The following is a 15,447-nucleotide window of genomic DNA, read 5'->3' on the forward strand; positions in this document are numbered from 1 at the left end:
AAACTCATTTAAATCACTTTGCTATTAAGTACAAATTGATTCTTAGAGCGAACCAGATTGCTTGGCAGGAGCTTAAAAATATGGCAGCTTAAAATTGACCGTGCGTAACATGAGTTACTTAAAAAATACACTACCAACCCTAGTGAGGCGACTGATGCACAAATTAATCAAGCCGCCCATGACTTAAAGCCAAAAGTGGCACCACTCTTTTTTTCATTCAGGGTGATGGTGGCTTGTGGGTTTTATTTTATTGCGCTGTTTGCCTTTGGTTTTTATCTTTCTGCTAAAAATAAACTTCATATTACGCGATGGTATCATCGGATAGCCTTTTATTCCTTACCCCTCCCTTGGATAGCGGCAGAACTGGGTTGGGTAGTTGCAGAGTACGGACGACAACCTTGGGTGGTGCAAGGGGTGTTGCCAACGTTTATGGGAGCCTCTTCTTTATCCCAAGATCAAGTACTCACTTCACTTACAGGGTTTGTCTGTTTTTATACCCTTTTAGCTATTGTAGAACTATACCTGATGGTGAAATACATTCGCCTTGGTCCCGATAACATGCTTACTCATTAGGAGTGGACAATGATTTTAGATTATGAAACCTTGAGAGTTATTTGGTGGGTATTATTAGGCGTTTTACTCATTGGATTTGCGATTATGGATGGTTTTGATCTCGGTGTTGCCATATGGCTGCCCTGGTTTGCTAAAACAGATACCGAGCGCCGTATCTTAATTAATACAGTCGGGCCTACTTGGGAAGGAAACCAAGTATGGCTTATTCTTGGCGGTGGCGCAATTTTTGCTGCCTGGCCCGATCTTTATGCGCTCTCTTTTTCAGGGTTTTATTTGGCAATGCTGGTGGTATTGCTGTCTTTAATTTTAAGGCCAGTGGGGTTTAAATACCGCTCGAAACTGGACAATCCGCTTTGGAGATCCACCTGGGATTGGCTCCTTTTCGTCGGAGGATTTGTACCCGCCCTTATTTTTGGCGTAGCTGTAGGCAATGTCCTGCAAGGGGTCCCCTTTTATTATGACGACAGCTTAAGAGTGATCTACACGGGTACTTTCTTGCAGTTACTAAATCCTTATGCCCTGTGCTGTGGAGTACTCTCAGTGCTGATGCTGGCCATGCATGGTGCCTTTTTTATGCAAATAAAAACAGAAGGCGTCTTGCAGCAAAAAGCACGAAAAGGTGCTTGTTATGCAGCATTATTGATGAGCTTACTGTTTATTCTCATGGGTTTTTGGACTAAGCATATCGATGCCTTCATCTTAAAAAGTATAATGCCACATGACGGACCATCTAATCCTTTATATAAAGAAGTTGGTACACAACTAGGTGCCTGGTTTGCTAATTATAGAGCCATGCGAATGACCTTATTAGTCCCTCTCTTAAGCGTCACTTGTGCATGGTTGGCTATTGTACTGGCTAATAAAGTGGTACTGGCGTTTCTATTAAGTAGCTTAAGTGTTGGTTCGTTAATCGCAACAGTAGGAGTGAGCATGTTCCCCTTTATCCTACCTTCCTCAACGCACCCCCAACACAGCTTAATGGTTTGGGATAGTTCATCCAGTCAAACGACTTTATTGATTATGCTCATTGCAACCGTCATATTTCTGCCGATTGTTCTAGCCTATACCGCTTGGGTTTATCGGGTTCTTCGCGGTAAAGTCAATGCAAAAACCCTTACAGAACAAACGACTTCATACTAACATTAAGGAGCAAATAAATGTGGTATTTCTCTTGGATTCTTGGAACTGGGCTCGCTTGCTCCTTTGCTGTATTAAACGCCATATGGCTGGAATTAAGAGCGAGTGATAACAGCAAACAATGCGCCGATTAACTCATATCCATCCTTATGGGCGCGAGCCAATAGGGTTTAGGCGTGCAGTTAATGTACTTTAGGGAGGAGCTTGAACCAGACTCTTCTAGATCAATTATTATCAAGGTCGTTTCATGTTGTTAAACAATGTTTCAGAACAATTAATATTAAACTACGAAGGTCAGTATCCAAGATACACCAGCTATCCTACCGCACCGCATTTTTCTTCTGAGATTAACAGTTCAACCTATGCACAAGGACTGCGGACGCTTTCCTCACAGGACAAGCTCTCCCTTTATATCCATATCCCTTTTTGTCGTCAATTATGTTGGTATTGTGGATGTGCTACAAAAATTACTAACAATGAAGAGGCTATAGCGTCTTATGTTACCGTGTTAAAAAAAGAAATAGCCTTAGTCGCCTCATTTTTATCCTCTAAAAACCACTGTGTTACGCACATTCATTTCGGCGGTGGCTCACCAACCCTCTTATCACCGCAGCTATTTTTAGATTTAATGCAAACAATCCGTACTTTATTTAAGGTGGATGATCAGGCTGAAATCGCCATAGAAGTTGACCCTCGTACGGTCAATGAGGAAAAAATAAATGCTTATGCGAGCGCCCAAATTAATAGAGTCAGTATTGGGGCGCAAGATTTTAATCACGAAGTCCAACAAGCAATTAACCGTGAGCAATCGTTCGAATTGGTTCAATCGTCTATTAACCTGTTTCGCAAATACAACATCAACAATATAAATATTGATCTTATCTACGGCTTGCCTAAACAAACAATAGAGGGAATTCAACACAATATAGAAGCAGTTTTTCAATTAAAGCCAAATCGTATCGCACTGTTTGCCTATGCTCATGTCCATTGGATGAAGAAACACATGCGGCTCATCCAAGAAGAGGAGCTACCCAATGCAGCCCTGCGGTTAAGGCTGTATACTGCCGCCAACCAACAACTACAGCAAGGAGGATATTTGCCTATTGGCTTAGATCACTTTGCTAAACCCACTGATTCTATGGCTCAAGCACTAAATACAAAAACACTGAAAAGAAATTTTCAAGGCTATAGTGTTGAGACAGCCCCACATCTCATTGGTTTAGGCACCTCCTCCATCAGTCAATTGAGCAATACCTACGCCCAGAATACCTCCGATCTAAAACAGTATAAAAACACAGTCTTGGATAATCGATTAGCCATTATTAGAGGAATAGAGCTCTCTGTTGAGGATCAATTAAGAAAAACAATTATTGAAAATATTATGTGTTATTTGGAAGTGGATCTCAAAACACAGTGTGCCTTATTTAATTATCAGCATGATTATTTTATAAGGGAGCTTCGCTTGCTAGCTCCCTTAATTAATGATGGTCTAGTTTCTATTAATGATGGCCTCATTCGTATAAACCCCAAAGCAAGGCAGATCACCCGAGTTGTAAGCAGCTATTTTGATCGTTTTTTTAAAAACCAGACACAACAGCATTCCCAAATGGTTTAATTAAATAAAGGACCAGTTTATTGGTTTATAATTAATCAAGTTGTCCTCTGCGTTGCTTTTCTTTATTCTGCTTACGAGCTTTAATAAGTTCAGCAACCTCACCACCAATGTGCGGCTCATTTCGCAATTTCGCCAATTTATTTTGCTTTTCTCGCTCAAAATGACGTTGCTTTTGTAATTCGTTATGCTGATTCACGCAGTGAGGGCAGCTCACCCCTTCCAGATAATCTTTGCTTTGCTTATCGGCCTCAGTAATAGGGAGGCGGCAGGCATAACACTGTGAATAGCTCCCTTTTTCTAATGAATGATTCACAGCCACACGATCATCAAAGACAAAACACTCCCCTTCCCACAAGGACTCTGCCGCAGGGATTTCTTCTAGGTATTTTAAAATACCTCCCTCCAAATGATAAACCTCTTCAAAACCCAGCATTTTTAAGTAGGCTGTTGATTTTTCACAACGGATACCACCGGTACAATACATCGCAACTTTTTTATGAGTTTGGGGCGATAAATGCTCAGCGACAAATTGAGGAAAATCACGAAAGGAGGCTGTTTTTGGATTAATGGCGTTTTTAAAAGTCCCAATTTGTACTTCATAGTCATTTCGCGTATCGATGACCGTGACATCGGGCGCAGAAATTAGGTTGTTCCATTCCTCTGGTTTTACATAAGTACCAACAACCTCAGTTGGCGAGATACCTTCGACACCTAAAGTAACTATTTCCTTTTTCAATTTTACTTTCGTGCGATTAAAGGGAAGTTCAGCGCAAAAAGATTCCTTATGAGTAATATTTGCTAAAGCGCTGTGTCCATCAAACCAATTATAAAGAGCATCGATTGCCTCTCTAGTTCCGGCAACCGTCCCATTGATCCCCTCTTTGGCTAATAATAAACTACCTTTAATTCCCTGAACCTTCATGAGCAGCAATAAAGGCTCCTTCAACTGCAAATAATCGGGAAGTGATACAAACTTATAGAGGGCTGAAACTACATAATTCATGATAAAGTCTTTTGTTGCTGTAAATACGCTATTTTATTATAAATCATATCCTGGTGGCTAGAGCAATTATTCTAACCAACTTGGTTCTCATTGCATTAACGCAGCGAGGTTTCGAACGCTCACATCCAAAGTGCGAGCCTATTCTAAGGCTTTTCAAAGAAGGTTCAAACCTTAGGGGCATACTCGAGCTTATTACTGCTTTTCTATTTTTATTTTGAAAAAGGCTCTACCACGCCCTACCAGGAAGTTTGGCATTGACTCATTCATCAAAATGAGTCAATGGGCATATCCTTAGAGTTTGTCTAAAACATCACGCAGATATTTAACCGGCTCAATAACCATTTCATCCATGTTTTGTTTTGGTGCATTAGCAAAAGGCACAATAGCCCGTTTAAAGCCGTGTTTGATTGCCTCTTTTATGCGCTCTTGGCCACTTTGCACGGGACGAATTTCTCCTGCCAAACCGATTTCGCCAAAAATAATAGTATCTGTATCAAATACTCGATTACGTAAACTTGAGACTACGGCCGCAAGTAAAGCCAAATCACTACCTGTTTCGGTAACTTTTACACCGCCTACTACATTAATGAAAACATCCTGATCATAGGTGGCAATACCTCCATGACGATGTAAGACAGCCAGTAAAATGGCGAGCCGATTATGTTCTAAACCAGCGGTAACGCGCTTGGCTTGTTGGCCATGAGCCTCATCCACAAGGGCTTGTACTTCTACAAGCATGGGGCGAGAACCTTCCCAGGTAACCATAACTACGCTACCTGGAGTGGGATCGGGTTGGCGTGATAAAAAAATAGCGGAAGGATTAGCAACCTCTTTCAAGCCTTTATCAGTCATCGCAAAGACCCCCAACTCATTAGCAGCCCCAAAACGATTTTTGATAGCACGGATCACTCGAAAGCGGCTGTCATTTTGCCCTTCAAAATATAAAACGCTATCAACCATATGCTCAAGTACTCTTGGCCCAGCTAAGGCGCCTTCTTTGGTCACATGGCCCACTAGAAAGATGGCGGTTTCTGTCATTTTAGCAAAACGCACTAATTGCGCCGCTGACTCACGAACTTGGCTGACGCCTCCTGGAGCCGAACTAATAGTGTCGGTAAAAATAGTTTGGATGGAGTCAACTACGATAACTTTTGGTTTCTCTTTTTGCGCCTGAGCAATAATTGCCTCTACCTGCGTTTCAGCCAATAAACGTAAGCCGGCTACAGGCAAGCTCAAACGTTGGGCCCGCATGGCTACCTGTTGGAGCGACTCCTCGCCTGTCACGTATAAAACAGTTTCTTGCATCGATAAATTGACAAGGGTTTGGAGGAGCAAGGTAGATTTGCCAATACCTGGATCACCGCCAATTAACACCACCGAGCCATAAACTAAGCCGCCACCTAACACCCGGTTTAATTCCGAAAGACCACAATTCATTCGCAGCTCTTCTTGCATCACCACGTCTTCAACTGCTGTTATCGAGGAGCGTTGGTTTGCCCATTGGCCAGAGCGGGCATTATTTTTGGTGATGATCCCTTCTTCCCCAATACAATTCCATCCCCCGCATTGGGCACATTGCCCGGCCCATTGCTTAAAAACAGCGGCGCACTGATTACAGACAAATTGAGTTTTTGTTTTCATAACTACCTTAATATCGATTGAGCTAATTGCATAAACAGCATCATAACGAATTATGCGCCTAATTGCTTAAAATACTTATTTCTTAATTCATAAAATGTGAATACGTAAAAATGCATAAATATTGGTCTATTATTAGTAAAACAACAGTAGAAAGATAGATTCTATGGTTCCATCAAAGAAAACTGATCATATTCCTCTTGCCGCTAAGTGTGAAACCATTCATCGGCATTTACAAATTCAATTTGAAGGCTTAACCAGTAAATTCTCACAAGAAATTGATGAAATAATTCAAGTTAAAGAAGAGCTGCGGGACGATTTAGAGCGTTTAAAACTGCAATTAAATGCAGCCTGTGAGCAATTTGGCCAGGCGCCGCAAAAGGGAAGCCTTATGGCCATTGAACAATTTTGTAAAAACTCTAATCTCGCAATTGATTGTTATAAAAAGGCCCCTAAAGGTTATATAGCTTTGGCTAGAAACGGCATTGCTCGAGAAACTATGGACAATATTGTGGCCCGCTTTACCAGCAGCATCAATTCAGCGATAACATACACCAAAGAGTATAATGATCTTAGCTCAACTACCTCGGAGCTCTCCACCACCTTACATCTTTTAGAGTCAATAAAAGCAAAATTTGTTTCTGCTAAAATCCAATTTACCTCTACGCAAGGCACACCAGAAGAAGCTCAGGATTCAACGAAACCAGGCTCTTCTAAACCCTAACCGCCGCTCGACAGGTTTTCTAGTTTGCAAAGAGTCTCTTGAATCCTTAAAGTTACGCAGTATAATCAGCGTATTTTCCAAGCCCAGCATAAAGGGCTCGTAGTAAGGTATCTTAATGAGTCAAGCCATACAATTTGAACAGTCTGTTAATGAACTAGAACAGATAGTAAAACAATTAGAAAAAGGTGAGCTAAGCTTAGAAGAATCTTTAAAGCAATTCGAAAACGGGATTAAATTGGCTCGACAATGCCAAGATGCCTTAAATCAAGCCGAACAAAAAATAGAATTTCTAACGAAAAACCATCCAATTACAGGTGAAGAAAATGGTGATTGATGCTTATCTTCAACGCCATGAACATTATCTCGCGCAGCTTATAAAAGAGAGGTCTATTCCGGCTCCGGTTATTTCTTCAGCACTTAATTATGCCCTCTTTCCAGGTGGCAAACGCATCCGACCCCTATTAGTTTATTTGGCAGGCCATTTATTAAATGTGGATTTAAAAGCCCTCGATGTTATTGCAGCGGCCATTGAATTAACCCATTGCTATTCTTTAGTGCATGATGACCTGCCGGCAATGGACGACGATGATTTTCGTCGCGGCAGACCAAGCTGCCATAAACATTATGATGAAGCAACTGCTATTTTGGTGGGTGATGGAATGCAGGCTTTAGCCATTGAAATCCTATTAAGCGGCTTGTCCCCTTTGCTTGCAGCAAAACAAGTGATAAAGATCACGCAAGAATTAGTGCTAGCCAGTGGGATAAGCGGCATGGTTAGTGGGCAAAGTTTGGATTTATCGGAATTAAGTAAAGGAGGCCTTACCGAGCAAGAACTCCAAACCATTCACCAACTAAAAACGGGCAAGCTTATTTCAGCCTGTTTTGCTATGGTGTTAGCAAGTCAAGAAGAAGTTGGCTCTCATCTAGCTAGCGCTTTAACCCACTATGCGAATCATATTGGCCTGGTTTTCCAAATCCAGGATGACTACCTAGATTATTATGCTCCTCAAAATCATTTGGGTAAAAACCGCTCTTCAGATTTAGCCAATCAAAAAACCACCTTCGCCAGTCTTTTTACTCAAAGTCAACTGGAAGAAAAAATAAATCATCATTATGAACAAGCTTTGTCCTGTTTACAGCCTTTTGCCGAAAAAGCCCTACCTCTAATAGAGTTAACCACCCAACTCCGCCAACGCAGCCAGTTAAAATAATCCCTTTCACTGATAGTTGCCTTGTTTAAGCGTAGTTCAGGGCTTAAATATGCTCTAAGCGTTGAAGAAAGCATGCCAAACTTCTGCCCTAAGGAATAAAAAGAATTAATAATGTGCACCTATTAATCTTTAGGATAGGTCACTCCCCACGTCCTCCCGAGACAGAGAGATGACGTGGGGAGTTACTGGTATAGTTTATATTATTTAGATTAACCCATACTTCTTTATGACTACTCTCGCTCAAATGGAACGTTATTTTAATTGTTGGCCGGTCGAGGTTAATCGTTTGGACATCCTCTTCCTTGTAATATAGAGAGATTTATCAAGTAGCGATTTTTATGAAACTATTTGATTAGAATCAAGCTCTTTAAGATCAGCGCACGCACTACCATTAGAGCGGTACCATAATAAAAATTCGCGCTTATTTGAATAAGAGCCCAGAGTTGGATATAGTATATTAATAAACCACAAGGATGAATGATGAACCACTACTTAGAGGGAAAAAAAGCTATTGTTACTGGCGGTTCAAAAGGTTTAGGGGCTGATATAGCCCTTGCTCTAGCTAAAGCCGGCGCAACGGTAGTTATTTTGGGACGAGATCTAGAAGGGCTTAAAAAGACCCAAGCACTGATTGAACAACAAAAGGGCACCTGTTTTATTATTCAAGCTGATTTACACGATAATCAAGCTATTATTGAAGCCAGTAAACAAATTCTCAGACTTCATCCTGGTTGGGATATTCTGGTCAATAATGCCGGAATAAGTAAAGCTTCCCTCTTGCTTGAAACTTCAGCGGAAGATTGGGATGAGCTGTATAGTATTAATTTACGCGCGGTGTTTCTCCTCTCTAAATACATCGTGCCGCAAATGATTCAACGTAAAGCTGGGAAAATTATCAATATCTCCTCTTTAGGCACCTTTTATGGTACCCCCGGTTTAGGTGCTTACTCTGCCTCTAAAGCAGGCTTAAACCAACTGACCAAAACGATGGCTATTGAATGGGGTCGTGCAAATATTCAAATTAATGCTATTTGCCCAACGGTGGTGTTAACCGACATGGGAAAATTAATTTGGGAGGACCCAACACGGCAAGAAATGAAAGAAAAGATAGAAAGCCGCATCCCTTTAAAGCGCTTCGCCCAACCTAAAGAAATATCCGATTTAGTCGTTTTTCTTGCAGGTCCAGGCTCCGATTTTATGAATGGCTGTATTATTCCCATCGATGATGGCGCTCATTTAAATCCGGCCTAATTAAACTTCGCCCACTCAACCAATGATGCAGTTTCGCTTTTTTTTGGCTTTATTTATGAATATACTTTTAACTGGTTGTTTACTAAAGGACGATTAGAGGATGTTTGCATTTTTATTTAAAGCGTCAGTTAACAAAGAAAGCGATGAGAAGCTGAGCAGAAAAATACTCGGCTATTTAAGCTCTGAGGATATTGCTTGTACACTACCCCTTGTTCATCCCACTTTAAAAAAAGAATTAGAAACCACTTATGCGGATTTAAGGGCGGTTGCTGGTGAACGGGTATTAATCTTTAGAAAAACCCTAATATCAGGCTCACTCTTTACAAGCCCCGACAGTTTTGATTACATCAAACTTAGCGGTGGCTATTCTAATACTACATATAAATTAAGCACCGCAAGCTCAAGCGCATATATTTCACGCATAGCCGGGCTGGGTAGCGACTCCTTTATTGATCGAAGGGCCGAATGGCATAATGCCAGTATTGCTGCAGAACTTAAGTTGAATCCCAAGATTGTATTTAATGATGAGCAAGGTAATCAATTATCTCATTGTCTACCCTCACCCCAAGCTTTAACACCCGAGCTCTTACAAGACAACCCCCAATATATCACTGCAGTTGCGCAGCAATTGCAAACACTTCATCAATCACCTAGAAAATTTCATAATGAATTTAGTATTTTTAAACTTAATAGAGGGTTTTATAGCCGTATTCAAGACAGTGAGCTTACATTGCCTGAGGGTTATGCAGCTATCCAGGCTAAAACAGCCGAGTTAGCAGCACTTTTCGCCCATCTCGATCTTCCCTCCGTTCCTTGCCATAACGATACCTATTACAATAATTTTCTCTTAAGTGAGGAGAGCTTATGGCTTATTGATTGGGAATATTCAGGTAACCATGATCCCATGTGGGATTTAGCTTATTTTGCTGATTTGGCTACTTTAAATGATGCTCAAACTACCCTTTTATTATCAAGCTACTTTGACTGTCCCGATTTTCAAGAAAAATACTTCCTAGATTATCTTCGTTTTATTAGCTATAGCCTCGTCATTAAAGACTTTCTGATACTTTGGACCTATGTACAACTTGCCAATAACAACTTGACTGTTTCGGAAGCAGAACTACTAAAATGGTCTGACAATGCCTTAAAAGCAGGCAAGCAAATTCTAAATGATGAGAATTTTAATAAAGCTGTGTTGTTATTAGAAAACGTCAGCCAAAAAACTCTGGCCTTAAGTCATTGAATAGAGGGCCTCACAGTGAAGAGTGGGCCCCTTATACACTTATTGGTAGGTATTACGATGCCTTGATGCTTCATCATTATAATGAGGTTGTTCTGCTGGCCTACGTCCCGCTCTATCCTGAGCCCTGCGCGGAGAGAAAAAATCAGGAGTATGACTTTGCACCCCACCTTCTAAATCAAATTGTCCAGCCGGTCTACGTCCCGCTCTAACCTGGGTCTGTTGAGGAGGAAAGAAAGCTGGAGTAGAAGTCTCATGCCAAGGCCTGCTGGTGACATTAACTTCAGAAGGGGAAGGCCAATTTCGCGGGGGCCCTGGCATTCGCGTTGACTGTTCATCAGAAGAAGCTTGGCTATTTGCATCGGCATATAAAAGCTCTCTTCTATAAGCTCGATAGTCACTCGATCTTGTATCTTCTTGGACTTGATTTCTTACTGGAATTACTGGAAGTTGCGCCCGAGGATGACTTTCTTCGTGGTGAGGATAAGAATCCCCTTCCGCATATAAGCGCCCTCTTCTTCTTTGATCCTGATGGCTTTGCCGTTCGATATTCGGAAGGGGTAAAAAAGAGGCTGCTGCCCCCATCGGCTGTCTCACAAGTTCGGCCGGCGGGGCAGAAGGGATTGGTGCTGGGGGAGGAACCCCATTATCCTCATGATGTTCAGCAAAGAGAGAGGCTCCTCTTCTTGAAGAAAAGAGAGCGCTCCTAGGCCCCTCCCCTTGTGCATTAGGTTCGCTGGCGAGCGTTGATCTTTCGCGCGCGGCAAATTCCCTTGCCCGAAACTCATTATCGCCCAATAAAAGCATTATTGCTTTTTTTATATTAATACTATTGGTTAATAAAATATGTTCTTTTAAATTAATAATCCCTCGGGTTAAGGCGACCAGAGCCTCCAGGGATGTTGATTCATAAGCATGAGCGGCAATTGTTTGCTTTGAAATCGGGCTTTGGAAAACCCCGCCCCCGTCAGAATGAGCATATAAATTTTTGAATGTGCTGAGAAAGTAAGGCTGCTCATCAGGTAAAAAACACAAGGGATCTGCTAAATTGCGTAAATTTAATGCCTCTCCAGCCTCTGCAGACTCACTTTCTTTATCCAATAAATGTGTATAAGTGATTGGATCTTGCTGAGTTTCAATTACTTTAATGACCTCTTGCCTTAAAAACTCCACCCACTCCACTAGTCTTTCTATTTCTTGTGGATGTAACACTAAATTGTCCGTATTAGAAATCAAACGTTCAGATGCTCGTTGGTATTGGGCTTCTAAAAACTGCGGGAAAAAATTAATTACTTGCTCTATTAAATGCTTTTCATATTTCTGCCAATGGGGAGCAAGCGCGACTTGTAATTGCTTCAGTAACATCGCCTTAAAATCAAAAAGCACCAAAAAACGTCTTAAACTATCAGTGTGTTCATTCGGCATCACTTTTTGTAAGGCTTGTTCCGCCTCTTTTAGTAAGGAAGAGCTTAGGGTGCGAAACGCTCGTTTTTCTAGCAGAGTTAATAACGCCGGCTGGTTGTCCTGATCAAGCCACAAACTGGATTCATAAATACCAGGCCGACTTTCAAAATAAAATAAAGGAGCACACAAAGAAAACGTTAATAAAGTCTCACAATGTTGCTCCGTTTTATTATGCGTCAATGCTAAGCAAAGCGCATATTGGATATATTGGCGGTAGGTTTTTTGTCCTAACCTATGCGCCTCTGCAGGGGCATGCTGGGTTTGATAATGTTTAATTAACTCGGCTTCGAGTGGCAGTAAGAGGTCTAATAGCTCGTTAAAATCTGAAGGCTCAGTAGAGACAATCCGATTGACATTAGTTATCGTTAAATTAATTTTTGAGTTGAAATGAGGTCTCGCAAATAAGTCTGGCATTTATCTTTCCTTAGAATACAACTATTAATTCTTCCAAATCTGAGGGCCTTATTATAGCCCCAGGGCATAAGTTTACTAAAGCTAATTAAAATAAAATGGATAATTATACTCATATCAATTAAGCCATAAATTTTTTTAAGGTAACCGTATCTGGCCATTCCCCTCCACCATCCATTTATAACTAGTTAATGCATCCAAGGCCATAGGGCCTCGGGCATGTAACTTCTGCGTGCTAATGCCAATCTCAGCTCCCATTCCAAACTGTCCCCCGTCGGTAAATGCGGTAGAGGCATTAATATAAATAACAGCTGCATCGATATGCTTAGAAAAATAAGCCGCGGTATGGGGTTCTTCAGTAATTATTGCTTCACTATGACCCGAAGTGTATGCATTAATATGAGTAACAGCCTCCTCTACCGAATCGACCGTTTTAATAGACATTTTATAATCAAGATACTCTTGCCCATAATGAGCTGGTTCAGCGTGCTGCAACCTGCGTTCCGGATAGTGCTTTTCTAAAGCGTTGAAACTTAAATCATCTGCAAAGAGCATCACCGATTGCTCAGCAAGCAGTTCAAGCAGATAGGGCAAGTCCTTTAAACGCTCCTTATGGATAAGCAAAGTATCTAGGGCATTACATACACTTACTCGTCTGGTTTTAGCATTATTAATAATTAAACGTCCTTTTTCTAAGGAACCGCTTGCATCAAAATAAGTATGCACTATCCCCGAGCCGGTTTCGATAACAGGTATTCTTGCATGCTCACGTACATGGTTAATTAACTCTTGCCCCCCTCGCGGAATGCAAACATCAATGTAGCCCCTTGCTTTTAGCACCACATCCATTGCTTCGCGTTCAGGTGGAAGTAAATACAGGGAATAAGGGTTGATTTGAAACAAGCTCAGTACTTTATTAATAAGTGCTACTAAAAATTGATTGCTGTGGTAGGCCTCTTTTCCACCTTTTAACACACAGGCATTGCCTGATTTAAAACACAAACAAAACACATCCACCGTAACATTGGGTCGGGACTCATAAATGACAGCAACCACCCCTAAGGGGACGGTAATTTTTTTTAATTTTAAGCCATTAGGCAATACTTTTTCCTCAAGAATTTTCTGAGAATGATGAGTTAGAGAGGCCACTAAGCGAATATCATTGATGAGTGCTTGGATGCGTGATTCGGAAAGGAGGAGGCGGTCGTATTTAGGATCTGTTTTATCCATCAGTTCTAAATCTTTTTTATTGGCCGCGATAAGCTCAGGAATGGCTTGAACTAATTGATTGGCTAGTTCTTCAAGAATTTGCTTACGTTTATTTTCGCTTATAAAACTTAAGCTACAACTCGCATCCTTTACTTGTTTAAGACAACTCATTATTTCTTGTTTCACTTAAAATACTCCTAAAACAGATGCAAATGATCGTAGTGAATAAAAATTGGCTTCTCTTGCTGCCCTAAATAATCACCTAATTTAGTGGAGTCATATTTGGCTAGGCCTACACCTATTTTTTGACCCTCAGGCGCCAGTATTTCGACCAGATCACCGCGCTTAAATTCACCCGTATACGCATCTATACCTACCGGTAAGATACTAATAATACGTTTATTTTCTTGTAAAATAGTGAATAGGCCGCGATTAATGGAAATTGAACCTGCTTTTTTTTCATTATTATAGGCAATCCATCTTTTTATATTGGATTTTTTCTTGCTAGGTGTAATCATAGTGCCTAAAGCTTCGCCATCGACAATGCGATTGATAATTGCAGGATGGGCAATACTGGCAATATGGGTCGTAATGCCTAAACTGGCCATTTTTCGCGCCGTTCCTAACTTACTAATCATTCCCCCCCGGCCATGCGTGCTCTTCGCTGAGGAAACCTCTGGCCATCCGGTTTCAGAGCTAATCAGCGGAATCAATTGCGAGTCGGGATGTTCTGGGTGGCCGGAATAAACACCTTCAACATTACTTAATATAATTAATTTATCCGCATTAATTTGCGCCGCAATAAGCCCTGCTAACTCGTCATTATCTGTAAACATAAGCTCTTCAATAGCTACACTATCATTCTCGTTCACCACGGGAATTATATTTTTATGCGCTAATAATTCGCGCAATAAGCGAGCAATATTTAAATAATGTTTTCGCGTTTGAAAATCCTGTTTAGTTAGCAAAATTTGGGAGGCAAGAAGTTTATGTTTTTTGAACATAGCTGCATAAAGATGGACTAATTCATGTTGGCCTAATGAGGCTAGAACTTGTTTTTCAGCGATGGAAATCCCGTAGGTTTTACCTAAATGTAGCTGGGCCACTTTACGCCCAGAAGCAACCGCACCAGAGCTGACCAGGATAACTTGATGGCCGTTTTTTTGCAGAGCAACTAATTGCTCAACTAAATGCTCCATGATCGGCTCAAAAGGAGTCCCATCATGGGCTAAAATACTTTGCGTCCCCACTTTAATGACAATCTTCATAATTAACCTAAATTTAGCGCGATAGATTCGATTTTATCATCTTACCCTACTTATCGGCTAAGAGGTTTTTTGTATATAAATTTGTTTACAAAAATGTGTTCATTACTTATCTCGCAAAGTCAAAACTCTTTATTTTTAGACGAAAATAACATATGGTGATTGAGGAATATCTAATAATAACAAGGAGTAAGTGTGAAAGGAATTTTCTTATCTAAATTGATTTCTTTAGCATTCATTGCCAATTCTGCTTTTGCCTGGCAATCAGGAGAGACCAATATTTATTTAGGCGGAGCAAATCTAAAGCAAGGAAATGCGCAATTTAGTGGTATTTTGGATGCACTAGGTAACATTTATACTCGCACGACTAAAGCCCATGATACGAGTTTTCTAGGCGGCGTAGGTTATTTCCTCACTATGCGTTCTTATCAAAATATGGAGCTAGATCTCGGTGGACAGATATATTATTTAAGCGGTGCCCAATTGCAAGGAATTATTTATGAAGAGTTTAGTTTTCCCAACCTTTCCTATCAATATAAAACCCAAAATGTCCCTATTTATGCTGCCACCAAACTAAAGTGGAATACTTAGCTAGGTCCGGGGATCTGGAACAAAATTCAGGAAAAATAAGAGCTATTCCCGGTTTGTTAGTTCATTCACCTTACTCTCAGAATGGCTTATCCACAAGTCCATAGGCCAGGAGAGC

15 protein-coding genes and 1 pseudogene are annotated in these 15,447 nt (G+C 40.9%); 10 read left to right on the top strand and 6 right to left on the bottom strand.

All coding sequences use genetic code 11. The features are described 5' to 3' along the window. Nucleotides 1-8: 8 nt before the first annotated feature. Nucleotides 9-131, bottom strand: a complete 123-nt coding sequence (locus ELY15_RS16525) for a hypothetical protein (protein ID WP_255411077.1) — start codon at nucleotides 129-131, stop codon at nucleotides 9-11. On the opposite strand from ELY15_RS16525, the pseudogene ELY15_RS08605 reads away from it, so the two are divergent. The 4 genes and pseudogenes from ELY15_RS08605 to hemN form a co-directional block, all read left to right on the top strand. Further along, a pseudogene (locus ELY15_RS08605) lies at nucleotides 115-573 on the top strand (cytochrome ubiquinol oxidase subunit I); the annotation flags it as partial. The gene ELY15_RS16525 and the pseudogene ELY15_RS08605 sit on opposite strands and share 17 nt — an antisense overlap. A 9-nt stretch (nucleotides 574-582) precedes the next feature. Beyond that, nucleotides 583-1,713: a cytochrome d ubiquinol oxidase subunit II gene (gene cydB / locus ELY15_RS08610; protein ID WP_127099260.1), complete on the top strand. Its 1,131-nt coding sequence runs from the start codon at nucleotides 583-585 to the stop codon at nucleotides 1,711-1,713. Nucleotides 1,714-1,730: 17 nt separating this feature from the next. Beyond that, a complete protein-coding gene (gene cydX / locus ELY15_RS08615; protein WP_127099261.1) occupies nucleotides 1,731-1,844 on the top strand; it encodes a cytochrome bd-I oxidase subunit CydX in 114 nt (37 codons plus the stop codon). Between the two features lie 113 nt (nucleotides 1,845-1,957). After that, the gene (gene hemN, locus ELY15_RS08620) at nucleotides 1,958-3,325 is read left to right on the top strand and encodes an oxygen-independent coproporphyrinogen III oxidase (protein ID WP_127099262.1); all 1,368 of its coding nucleotides are present in this window, start codon (nucleotides 1,958-1,960) and stop codon (nucleotides 3,323-3,325) included. 31 nt (nucleotides 3,326-3,356) lie between these two features. Here the strand turns inward: hemN and ELY15_RS08625 are convergent, their stop codons facing one another. Both ELY15_RS08625 and radA read right to left on the bottom strand, forming a co-directional pair. Continuing rightward, nucleotides 3,357-4,331 carry a rhodanese-related sulfurtransferase gene (locus tag ELY15_RS08625; RefSeq protein WP_127099263.1) on the bottom strand — a complete coding sequence of 325 codons (975 nt, stop codon included), beginning with the start codon at nucleotides 4,329-4,331 and terminating at the stop codon, nucleotides 3,357-3,359. Nucleotides 4,332-4,619: 288 nt separating this feature from the next. Then, on the bottom strand, nucleotides 4,620-5,969 hold the full coding sequence (radA, locus tag ELY15_RS08630; RefSeq protein WP_127099264.1) for a DNA repair protein RadA: 1,350 nt from the start codon (nucleotides 5,967-5,969) through the stop codon (nucleotides 4,620-4,622). Nucleotides 5,970-6,132: 163 nt separating this feature from the next. On the opposite strand from radA, the gene ELY15_RS08635 reads away from it, so the two are divergent. The 5 genes from ELY15_RS08635 (at nucleotide 6,133) to ELY15_RS08655 (ending at nucleotide 10,395) form a co-directional block, all read left to right on the top strand. Further along, nucleotides 6,133-6,690, top strand: coding sequence for a hypothetical protein (locus ELY15_RS08635; protein WP_127099265.1), 558 nt, complete (start codon nucleotides 6,133-6,135; stop codon nucleotides 6,688-6,690). A gap of 115 nt (nucleotides 6,691-6,805) precedes the next feature. After that, nucleotides 6,806-7,024, top strand: a complete 219-nt coding sequence (locus tag ELY15_RS08640) for an exodeoxyribonuclease VII small subunit (RefSeq protein WP_127099266.1) — start codon at nucleotides 6,806-6,808, stop codon at nucleotides 7,022-7,024. Continuing rightward, nucleotides 7,014-7,901 carry a polyprenyl synthetase family protein gene (locus tag ELY15_RS08645; RefSeq protein ID WP_199744191.1) on the top strand — a complete coding sequence of 296 codons (888 nt, stop codon included), beginning with the start codon at nucleotides 7,014-7,016 and terminating at the stop codon, nucleotides 7,899-7,901. Before ELY15_RS08640 ends, ELY15_RS08645 begins: the two co-directional genes overlap by 11 nt. A gap of 480 nt (nucleotides 7,902-8,381) precedes the next feature. Further along, a complete protein-coding gene (locus ELY15_RS08650) occupies nucleotides 8,382-9,152 on the top strand; it encodes an SDR family NAD(P)-dependent oxidoreductase (protein WP_158617436.1) in 771 nt (256 codons plus the stop codon). Nucleotides 9,153-9,252: 100 nt separating this feature from the next. Then, nucleotides 9,253-10,395, top strand: a complete 1,143-nt coding sequence (locus tag ELY15_RS08655; RefSeq protein WP_127099268.1) for a choline/ethanolamine kinase family protein — start codon at nucleotides 9,253-9,255, stop codon at nucleotides 10,393-10,395. Nucleotides 10,396-10,434: 39 nt separating this feature from the next. On the opposite strand, the gene ELY15_RS08660 is transcribed toward ELY15_RS08655, so the two are convergent. The 3 genes from ELY15_RS08660 to proB all read right to left on the bottom strand — a co-directional run bounded on the left by ELY15_RS08660 (nucleotide 10,435) and on the right by proB (nucleotide 14,744). Then, complete coding sequence (locus ELY15_RS08660) at nucleotides 10,435-12,270, bottom strand: hypothetical protein (protein ID WP_127099269.1); 1,836 nt, start codon at nucleotides 12,268-12,270, stop codon at nucleotides 10,435-10,437. A 135-nt stretch (nucleotides 12,271-12,405) separates the two neighbouring features. Then, nucleotides 12,406-13,647, bottom strand: coding sequence for a glutamate-5-semialdehyde dehydrogenase (locus tag ELY15_RS08665; protein WP_127099273.1), 1,242 nt, complete (start codon nucleotides 13,645-13,647; stop codon nucleotides 12,406-12,408). Nucleotides 13,648-13,673: 26 nt separating this feature from the next. Further along, a complete protein-coding gene (proB, locus tag ELY15_RS08670; protein WP_127099270.1) occupies nucleotides 13,674-14,744 on the bottom strand; it encodes a glutamate 5-kinase in 1,071 nt (356 codons plus the stop codon). Nucleotides 14,745-14,936: 192 nt separating this feature from the next. On the opposite strand from proB, the gene ELY15_RS08675 reads away from it, so the two are divergent. Further along, nucleotides 14,937-15,332, top strand: coding sequence for a hypothetical protein (locus ELY15_RS08675; RefSeq protein ID WP_127099271.1), 396 nt, complete (start codon nucleotides 14,937-14,939; stop codon nucleotides 15,330-15,332). Nucleotides 15,333-15,447: the final 115 nt, after the last annotated feature.

The sequence above is a fragment of the Legionella sp. km772 genome (assembly GCF_003989735.1).
GTDB lineage: Bacteria > Pseudomonadota > Gammaproteobacteria > Legionellales > Legionellaceae > Legionella.

Excerpts from the sequence above, each read along its gene's own strand:
- cydB (WP_127099260.1), top strand. The coding sequence starts at position 583 with ATGATTTTAGATTATGAAACCTTGAGAGTTATTTGGTGGGTATTATTA.
- cydX (WP_127099261.1), top strand. The coding sequence starts at position 1,731 with ATGTGGTATTTCTCTTGGATTCTTGGAACTGGGCTCGCTTGCTCCTTT.
- hemN (WP_127099262.1), top strand. The coding sequence starts at position 1,958 with ATGTTGTTAAACAATGTTTCAGAACAATTAATATTAAACTACGAAGGT.
- radA (WP_127099264.1), bottom strand. The coding sequence starts at position 5,969 with ATGAAAACAAAAACTCAATTTGTCTGTAATCAGTGCGCCGCTGTTTTT.
- ELY15_RS08635 (WP_127099265.1), top strand. The coding sequence starts at position 6,133 with ATGGTTCCATCAAAGAAAACTGATCATATTCCTCTTGCCGCTAAGTGT.
- ELY15_RS08640 (WP_127099266.1), top strand. The coding sequence starts at position 6,806 with ATGAGTCAAGCCATACAATTTGAACAGTCTGTTAATGAACTAGAACAG.
- ELY15_RS08645 (WP_199744191.1), top strand. The coding sequence starts at position 7,014 with ATGGTGATTGATGCTTATCTTCAACGCCATGAACATTATCTCGCGCAG.
- ELY15_RS08650 (WP_158617436.1), top strand. The coding sequence starts at position 8,382 with ATGAACCACTACTTAGAGGGAAAAAAAGCTATTGTTACTGGCGGTTCA.
- ELY15_RS08655 (WP_127099268.1), top strand. The coding sequence starts at position 9,253 with ATGTTTGCATTTTTATTTAAAGCGTCAGTTAACAAAGAAAGCGATGAG.
- ELY15_RS08660 (WP_127099269.1), bottom strand. The coding sequence starts at position 12,270 with ATGCCAGACTTATTTGCGAGACCTCATTTCAACTCAAAAATTAATTTA.
- ELY15_RS08665 (WP_127099273.1), bottom strand. The coding sequence starts at position 13,647 with ATGAGTTGTCTTAAACAAGTAAAGGATGCGAGTTGTAGCTTAAGTTTT.
- proB (WP_127099270.1), bottom strand. The coding sequence starts at position 14,744 with ATGAAGATTGTCATTAAAGTGGGGACGCAAAGTATTTTAGCCCATGAT.